The sequence below is a fragment of the Gemmiger formicilis genome (assembly GCF_016901605.1).
GTDB lineage: Bacteria > Bacillota > Clostridia > Oscillospirales > Ruminococcaceae > Gemmiger > Gemmiger formicilis_B.
The window spans coordinates 1-6,187 of sequence record NZ_JACJKP010000168.1; the positions used below are offsets into that span (position 1 = coordinate 1).

Annotated in this window: 9 protein-coding genes; 2 read left to right on the top strand and 7 right to left on the bottom strand. The window is 55.2% G+C overall.

All coding sequences use genetic code 11. From position 1 onward, the window contains the following. From rpsR to rpsF, 3 genes are all read right to left on the bottom strand, one after another. Positions 1 to 241 (bottom strand): 30S ribosomal protein S18 (rpsR, locus tag H6B10_RS11750; RefSeq protein ID WP_040917474.1); only part of this gene is annotated, 241 nt, incomplete at its 3' end. A gap of 38 nt (positions 242 to 279) precedes the next feature. Next, entirely contained in the window at positions 280 to 762 is a 483-nt protein-coding gene (locus H6B10_RS11755) for a single-stranded DNA-binding protein (protein ID WP_204651780.1), read from the bottom strand. A gap of 11 nt (positions 763 to 773) precedes the next feature. Continuing rightward, positions 774 to 1,058: a 30S ribosomal protein S6 gene (gene rpsF / locus H6B10_RS11760; RefSeq protein WP_204651781.1), complete on the bottom strand. Its 285-nt coding sequence runs from the start codon at positions 1,056 to 1,058 to the stop codon at positions 774 to 776. Positions 1,059 to 1,326: 268 nt separating this feature from the next. Between rpsF and H6B10_RS11765 the strand changes: the two genes are divergently transcribed. Beyond that, positions 1,327 to 2,268, top strand: a complete 942-nt coding sequence (locus tag H6B10_RS11765) for an AEC family transporter (protein ID WP_204651782.1) — start codon at positions 1,327 to 1,329, stop codon at positions 2,266 to 2,268. A 56-nt stretch (positions 2,269 to 2,324) separates the two neighbouring features. Here H6B10_RS11765 and H6B10_RS11770 read toward each other — a convergent pair whose 3' ends face one another. From H6B10_RS11770 to H6B10_RS11785, 4 genes are all read right to left on the bottom strand, one after another. Beyond that, positions 2,325 to 3,002: an ABC-2 transporter permease gene (locus H6B10_RS11770; protein ID WP_204651783.1), complete on the bottom strand. Its 678-nt coding sequence runs from the start codon at positions 3,000 to 3,002 to the stop codon at positions 2,325 to 2,327. Then, complete coding sequence (locus H6B10_RS11775; protein WP_204651784.1) at positions 2,999 to 3,859, bottom strand: ABC transporter ATP-binding protein; 861 nt, start codon at positions 3,857 to 3,859, stop codon at positions 2,999 to 3,001. Before H6B10_RS11775 ends, H6B10_RS11770 begins: the two co-directional genes overlap by 4 nt. 2 nt (positions 3,860 to 3,861) lie before the next feature. Further along, the gene (locus H6B10_RS11780) at positions 3,862 to 4,233 is read right to left on the bottom strand and encodes a GntR family transcriptional regulator (RefSeq protein WP_204651785.1); all 372 of its coding nucleotides are present in this window, start codon (positions 4,231 to 4,233) and stop codon (positions 3,862 to 3,864) included. A 186-nt stretch (positions 4,234 to 4,419) separates the two neighbouring features. Continuing rightward, positions 4,420 to 4,869, bottom strand: coding sequence for an Lrp/AsnC family transcriptional regulator (locus H6B10_RS11785; RefSeq protein ID WP_204651786.1), 450 nt, complete (start codon positions 4,867 to 4,869; stop codon positions 4,420 to 4,422). Positions 4,870 to 5,137: 268 nt separating this feature from the next. Here H6B10_RS11785 and H6B10_RS18740 point away from each other — a divergent pair. Next, positions 5,138 to 6,187 (top strand): sugar transferase (locus H6B10_RS18740; RefSeq protein WP_204651787.1); only part of this gene is annotated, 1,050 nt, incomplete at its 3' end.

Here is a 6,187-nt window from a genome sequence, read left to right on the forward strand (position 1 = left end):
AGTCGCTCACGTAGGGCATCAGCGCCATATAACGGGCACGCTTGATAGCGACCGTCAGCTCACGCTGATGGAACGCGCAGGTACCGGTCACACGGCGGGGAATGATCTTGGCGCGCTCGCTCACGTACTTGCGCAGGCGGGGCAGATCCTTGTAATCAATGTGCTCAACGCGATCGACGCAGAAGCTGCAAACCTTCTTGCGGCCACGATGCATCGGGCGGGAAGAACGATCCATAGCCATTGTGGTAACCTCCTTGTTGGAATATTACAATCGATTTGTCAGAACGGCAGGTCGCCTTCGTCCTCAATCAATGCAAAGTCATCGTTGCTGCCGGCAGAATAGCTCGGAGCAGGTGCCTGCTGCATAGCGGGGCGGGCGGCGGGGTCTGCCATAGGTGCGCCGTAGCTGGCGCCACCCATGCCGGGTGCGGCGTTGGCGGATTTGGGTCCGGCAAAGTTGACGTTGTTGGCCACGATTTCAATCGCGGTGCGGTTATTTCCATTTTTGTCCTGGTAGGTCCGGCTCTGCAGACGGCCGTCGACGGCAATCAGCGAACCTTTCTGGAAATACTTGCACACAAATTCCGCCGTGCGATCCCACGCAGTAACGGGAATCCAGTCGGCCTGGCTCTGGCCGCTGGCATCGCGCTTACCGTTGCGGTCACACGCAATGGTAAAGGAAGCCACGCTTTTGCCGGTCGTAGTCTGGCGAAGTTCCGGGTCACGCGCAAGGCGGCCCATAATTGCAACAACATTCAGCATTTCGGTACTCCTTACTCCTCCTCAGCAATGATAATGCTGCGAAGAACGCCTTCAGTGATCTTGTAGATACGGTCCAGCTCAGCCGGGAAATCGGGCTCGCTGGTGAACTTGATCACCGTGTACACACCCTCGGTCTCATCGTTGATGGGATAGGCGAGACGCTTCTTGCCCCAATCATCAACAGAATCGATCGTGCCATTCGCCTCGATCAGGTTCTTGAACTTGTTCACGAGAGCGGCGGAAGCCTCCTCGTCGAGGTTGGCGGTGGTAACCATCATGGTTTCGTACTTAGCCATATTCTGTGCACCTCCTTTTGGACGTATGGCCCTTTGCCCACGCAAAGGGCAAGGATAAACTGTGCCGTTTGGCACAGCAACTTATTATAGCAGGCTGTCCACCTTTTTGTCAAGGCAATATTCGCATTTTTTGTGCGTACAGCGCACAAAAATAGCCCAAAATACCTTGCTGCGGCAGGCAGTTGCAAAATAAGCCGCTTCATGATACCATAAAACGACCGGGCCGCACAAGGCCCGTTTTGGTGTATGGGGGAGTGTAAACAAGTTTATGGAGAATCTGATTTTCAGCCTGGATGCTACGCTGCCGGTCTTTCTGGTCATGGTTGCGGGCGGTATTCTGGGCAACCTGGGCTTTTTGCCCAAGGAGTTTTGTAAGGCGGCGGACAAATTGACCTTTAAAGTCACATTGCCGATCATGCTTTTTCTGGATATGGCCGATGTGGACATGCTCCATGATTTCGAGCCGAAGTTTGTCTTGTTCTGTGCGGGAGCTACGCTCATCAGCATTCTGGTGATCTGGGGTCTGGCGCGGGTGCTGATGCGGGACAAAACCATCATCGGTGAGTTTGTGCAGGCTTCTTACCGTAGCAGTGCTGCGGTATTGGGCGTGGCGTTTATTCAGAATATTTACGGGGATGCGGGCATGGCCCCCCTGATGATTCTGGGCAGTGTGTCGCTGTTCAACATCTTTGCGGTGCTGATCCTGATGGTGGAATCCCCGCAGGGGAAGGGCGCACCTCGCCCGGCACAGCTGCTGCGGGGTGTAGCTACCAATCCCATCCTGCTGGGCATTATTGCCGGTACGGTGTTCAGCCTGCTGCCGGTGGAACTGCCTTCCATTGCGGCAAAGACGCTGGACAGTCTGGCCAGCCTGACCACACCGCTGGCATTGCTTTCCATCGGCGCCGGTTTTGAGGGAGCCAAGGCTTTGAAAAAAGCGGGCCCCACCCTGACAGCGGCCCTGATCAAGACGGAGGGGCTGGCAGCTGTGTTCATTCCCTGCGCTTTGGCCTTGGGATTCCGGGAAAAAGAGCTGATCGCCCTGCTGATCATGCTGGGCAGCCCCACCACCCCCAGTTCCTACGTGATGGCCAAGAACATGGGCCACGAGGGCGTGCTCACGGCCAGTGCCATTGCAGCCACTACGCTGCTTTCAGCTCTGACGCTCACCGGTTGGATTTTTATTCTGCACGGCGGGGGCTGGTTGTAACCTTACATATATAAAAAGCGGAACGCTCCCGGCAGGGGAGTGCTCCGCTTTTTGATTTAATAGGTTTTGCGGGTGTAGAGACGAACACTGATGGCCCAGCTGATGACAATGCATGCCAGCGAGAAAAGCAGCAGAGCTCCCACCACCGCTACCGTAAACGATGTTTCTGACCAGGTGGCGGTGACGGTGGCATCCAGGGAGGCAGCAGCGCTTTTTATGGGGACGGTGACCCCCTCCGGAAGCTGAGTGAAAAGCAGCACCGGACCAAAAGCTACAATGAGGATCGAAATGGAAACCCAGCTGCGGGCTTTGGCTGCGCCGAACTTGTAGGACAGAGGAATCACAAAAGAAAAGTAAAACAAAGTGACCGTGCAGGCGGCAGCCAGACCCAGTGCAGCTTCCAGGGGAGAGGGTTTGGGGTCCGGTATCAGTGCGATGAGAAGGAACGACAGAGGAATGCTGGCGGCAGTCAAAAGCAGGGTCAGCCAGTATTTGGCAGCTACCAGCTGCCCGGGCGTCACAGGCAGGGTGTGGGCGTAAGCGTCCCAGTGGCTGTTTTCATCCATGCTGATGGTGGAAGACGCATACATACCCATAACAAACACCATGGCATAGGCCAAAAAAGTCATTCGGCCAATCACGGTCAGCAACCCGTAGAAAACCAGCAAAAAGAGAAAATTGGCTTTGTATCCGCCCGCGATCAGAGCCCAATCCTTATATAGCAAGCCTTTCATTGTGCGTCCCTCCCACTGTAAAAGCGCATGATGTCATCGATGGTTGCCGGGTCACAGACGGCTTCGGGCAGCAACCGCTGCACTTCCGCCCTGCCTTTGACAAGACTTTCGCAGCCGAAAGTGCCTTCCCGTGTATGCACCACGGTACCGATGGGCAGTTTTTCTAACTGGGAGCGGCTGCAGCGCAGCAGGCCGTATTCCTGCAGCAGGGCATCCTTCTCCTCGTGGAAGAGCAGCTTCCCGTGGTGCAGGTAGGCGATGGAATCTGCCACCTGTTCCAGGTCGCTGGTAATATGGCTGCTCATTAAAATGCTGTGATCTTCATCCTGAATAAATTCCAAAAACAGGTCCAGCATTTCGCTGCGCACCACCGGGTCCAGGCCGGCGGTGGCTTCATCCAGCACCAAAAGATCGGGGTTGTGGGCCAGGGCTGTGGCCAGGCTCAGCTTCATCCGCATGCCGCGGCTGTACTCCGATACTTTTTTCTTGGCGTCCAGCCCGAACCGTTGCAGATAATCGGCAAACTGCCCGGCATTCCACCGGTCACCAAAAATCCCGGCCATACTTTTGCCGATTTGTTCGGCGTTCAACCCGCTGTAAAAGTAGGCATCTTCAAATACCACGCCAAGCCGTGCCCGGATAGCAGGGTCGGTGGGGTGGCTGCCCAGCAGCGTGATCTCCCCGGCATCGGCAGGGTTCACGCCGCACAGCAGTTTCAGGGTGGTGGTTTTACCGGCACCGTTTTCACCAACCAGGCCCACGATGGTACCGGTGGGGATAGTCAGGTCAATGGGACCCAGCGTAAAATCTTTGTACCGCTTTTCCACGCTGCGCAGTACGGCTGCGTTGTTCGTCATGTTCAGCCCTCCCATAAAAGGCGTAACGTCTCGCATACTTCCTCATAAGAGATCCCCCCCAGCCGGGCGGCATCCACCGCACCCTGCAGGCAGGTTTCCACTTTCTTCAAATGTTCTTCGCGTACCAGCGCGGGATTCTGGGCGGCCACAAAGCTGCCCCGCCCCGGCTGGGTGATGATGAACCTGGCAGATTCCAGGTCCTCGTACGCACGTTTGGTGGTGATAACGCTGATGCGCAGCTCTTTGGCCAAAAGGCGGATGCTGGGCAAGGCGTCCCCCGCGTGCAGCTGGCCGGACAGGATCTGTTCCTTGATCTGCCGCGTGATCTGCGCGTAGATCGGCTCCTGGCCGGAATTGGACAGATAAATTTCCATGAAGCGCTCCTTTATATCGAACTGTACATATTCGATATTTACAGTATATACACGATATACACAGTTGTCAATAGCAAACTACAAAAAAATCCCGCCTTCTGCAAGGCGGGGCAGTCATCTTATCGGGAAGGGGAGAAGTGCCCGGTTTGGCATCGCCGTGCGGGACTGGTTCTCTCTTCGCAAAAGTTATTCTTCTTCCGGCTCGGCCACGGGTACGCCCCGGTGCTCCACCGGCGTCGAAAAGACGATTTGGGTGTGAGTACGGCCGAACTGCTGCAGGTGATTGATAAACTGGTCCAGCTCCTGGGTGGTGCCGAACAGCACTTCGATCAGCATGCTGTAGTCACCGGTGACGCAGTTGCATTCCACCACCTGGGGGCATTGTTGTATATAAGGATAAAACTCCGGCTTGCGCTGGGGGTCCATGTCCAGATTGATGAAAGCCTTGACCATGTAACCCAATTTGGGGGCGTTGATCTGCGCCTGATAACCGGTAAGAATACCGGCGTTTTCCAGGCGGGAAATGCGTGCCGAAACAGCCGGGCTGGAAAGAAAGACACGGTCGGCAATCTCTTTCAGCGGGGCGCGGGCGTCTTTTTGCAGAATGTCGATGATTTTGCGGTCGATGCGGTCCATAGTTTTCCCCCTGCAGCGGTGTACTGCCGGCGAACCAGAGCGCGGCAGCTTCAGAATTGAAAGTATTGTACCACAAACCACCCCTTGCGTAAAGTCAACCACAAAAGAAACGTAATGGAAAAGGGTGGAAAACACCAAAAAGTGACACTGTTCTGACAATCGGTCCCACACAATTGAAAAAGCACCGCAAACATGCTACAATAAACTGATATAATTGCATAATAGGCTCTCTGCGCCTGAGGCCAGAGAGGGAAACAGGAAAATATCCATGATCAATAAACGGGAAAAATTGCAATATGCCTATGTGTTTACGCTGGATTTGGTTACGCTGTTCATCAGCGTGCTGCTGGCGTGGCTGATCACCGATGGGTTGCTGGGACGAATTGTACCCTACAGCATCAGCGACTGGGTGCAGACCATCTGCCTGGTGGTTGTGGCTTTTATCATGACCTTTTTCTTTTTCAATCAACGGGAAAATATCGTTACCCGCAGTACGGGCAGGGAGTTTGCCCTGTCGGTCCGGTTCAATGTGCTGATGGCCGCTGTCTATTCCTCCTTGATGCTGCTGGCCAAGGCGGAAATGCTGGACTCACGGTATTTTGCGGTGGCGGTACCGTTGGTGAACGCCCTGATGATGCCCGCGGCCCACATGCTGCTCAAACAGTATCTGCTGCGTTCCCAGAACCGAAGCGGTATGGAAAGCCTGGCCGGGGTCTTGTCCACGGTGGACCACGCAAGTGCGGTGATCCGGGAACTGCGGGATGACTGGTCCAAGCGGGTGTGCGGTGTAGTGCTGCTGGATGCACCTGCAGAACAGGTGGGTCAGGAATTTGAAGGCGTACCGGTACGTGCCAACTTTGATAATTTCATGGATTGGATTCGCCGTGCCGCGCTGGATGAGATTTATGTGGACATCCCCATGGACAGCGGAGAATCTTTTATCCCGTATCTGGAAGAGATGGAAAGCATGGGCCTGACGGTTCATTTCCGGCTCAAGATGCTGGACCGTATTGAGGAAGTCTGCTGTGACGAAACCAGCGCGGCCCGCCTGCGCCGGGAACTGGGCCGCTGCGCCGGCGGCAATATCGTGACAATGGGCACCATCGAGCTGGAACTGCGGGATATGATGCTCAAACGGATCATGGATATTGCGGGGGCGCTGGTAGGCTGCCTGATCAGCATTCCCATCATTGCCATCGTTGCCATTCCTTTAAAACTGGAAAGCCCCGGCCCGTTGATTTTCAAACAGAAGCGGGTAGGGTTGAACGGCCGGTATTTCTATATCCACAAACTGCGCAGCATGTATGTGGACGCCGAA

Coding starts and splice junctions, on each gene's coding strand:
- H6B10_RS11775 (WP_204651784.1), bottom strand. CDS start 3,859: ATGACGAACAACGCAGCCGTACTGCGCAGCGTGGAAAAGCGGTACAAA.
- H6B10_RS11765 (WP_204651782.1), top strand. CDS start 1,327: ATGGAGAATCTGATTTTCAGCCTGGATGCTACGCTGCCGGTCTTTCTG.
- H6B10_RS11755 (WP_204651780.1), bottom strand. CDS start 762: ATGCTGAATGTTGTTGCAATTATGGGCCGCCTTGCGCGTGACCCGGAA.
- H6B10_RS11780 (WP_204651785.1), bottom strand. CDS start 4,233: ATGGAAATTTATCTGTCCAATTCCGGCCAGGAGCCGATCTACGCGCAG.
- H6B10_RS11785 (WP_204651786.1), bottom strand. CDS start 4,869: ATGGACCGCATCGACCGCAAAATCATCGACATTCTGCAAAAAGACGCC.
- H6B10_RS11770 (WP_204651783.1), bottom strand. CDS start 3,002: ATGAAAGGCTTGCTATATAAGGATTGGGCTCTGATCGCGGGCGGATAC.
- rpsF (WP_204651781.1), bottom strand. CDS start 1,058: ATGGCTAAGTACGAAACCATGATGGTTACCACCGCCAACCTCGACGAG.